At 73.1% G+C, this 1,099-nt stretch carries 2 protein-coding genes and 1 tRNA gene; 2 read left to right on the top strand and 1 reads right to left on the bottom strand.

From position 1 onward, the window contains the following. On the top strand, window positions 1-536 hold a 536-nt coding region (tadA, locus tag AB8Z75_RS35005), incomplete at its 5' end, for a tRNA adenosine(34) deaminase TadA (RefSeq protein ID WP_369209182.1). A gap of 10 nt (window positions 537-546) precedes the next feature. Continuing rightward, window positions 547-633: transfer RNA gene (locus AB8Z75_RS35000), tRNA-Ser, on the top strand. An 83-nt stretch (window positions 634-716) separates the two neighbouring features. Here AB8Z75_RS35000 and AB8Z75_RS34995 read toward each other — a convergent pair. Beyond that, entirely contained in the window at window positions 717-872 is a 156-nt protein-coding gene (locus AB8Z75_RS34995; protein ID WP_369209184.1) for a MerR family DNA-binding transcriptional regulator, read from the bottom strand. Window positions 873-1,099 lie beyond the last annotated feature (227 nt).

The following is a 1,099-nucleotide window of genomic DNA, read 5'->3' as shown; positions in this document are numbered from 1 at the left end:
CGCCCACCCCCTCCCCTGACCCGGTGCGCGACCGCTGGCGCGCGCCCATGCGGCTGGCGCTGGCGGAGGCCGAACAGGCACCGGGAACGGGGGACGTGCCGGTCGGCGCCGTCGTCCTCGGGCCGGACGGCGCCGTCCTCGGCACAGGACACAACGCCCGCGAGGCGGACGGCGATCCGACCGCGCACGCCGAGGTCCTCGCCCTGCGTGCGGCGGCCAGGCACCGGGGCGACCGCTGGCGCCTGCCGGGCTGCACGCTGGTCGTCACCCTGGAGCCCTGCACGATGTGCGCCGGGGCAGCCGTGCTCTCCCGGGTGGAGCGCGTCGTCTACGGGGCCCCCGACGCGAAGGCGGGGGCCGCCGGCTCCCTCTGGGACGTCCTCCGCGATCGCCGCCTCAACCACCGGCCCGAGGTCGTGAACGGGGTGCTGGCCGAGGAGTGCGCCGCCCTCCTCACCACCTTCTTCCGCACCGCACCCCCCGCGCCCCCTACAGGCCCTCCAACCGATTTCGACCCAAGGCCCTCAGTGGGCTAGAGTTCCTCTCGGTAGCGTGTCCGAGCGGCCGAAGGAGCTCGCCTCGAAAGCGAGTGAGGGGGCAACTCCTCCGTGGGTTCAAATCCCACCGCTACCGCTTGTGAGCAGGACGAAGCGGGCCCCGACCGGTGACGGTCGGGGCCCGCTTCGCTTTCCCGCGGTGGCGGTCGATGCTGTGCGTCATAACGTGGGGGACGCGCAGTCACGACACGTCCAGTAGCTCCGGTCGTAGCGTCGGGCATCGCCCGCGGTGCGCCGCGGAGTGATCACCCCTTCGGCCTCCCGGTGCCGAAGGAGATGCGTGGAAACCCCGAGACGTGCAGCCGCCTCGCCGATTGCCAGTAGCTGAGCGCAGCTCCCCTACGCGGCACCGCCCGCAGTCGAGGCGTTCGCCGCCTCCGCACAGCACGACGAAACCGCCAGACTCCACACGCAACGGCTGCTGGCGGAGCTCGCCAGTGAGGGGTCGGTACGTCCGGTCACTTCACACGACCCCGACCCCGACCCCGTCCGCGACGTCGGGCATCGCCCGCGGTGCGCCGCGGAGTGATCACCCCTTCGGC

The organism is Streptomyces sp. PU-14G (assembly GCF_041028275.1).
In the GTDB taxonomy this organism is placed as follows: domain Bacteria; phylum Actinomycetota; class Actinomycetes; order Streptomycetales; family Streptomycetaceae; genus Streptomyces.
This window is presented reverse-complemented; position numbering and strand designations above follow the sequence as displayed.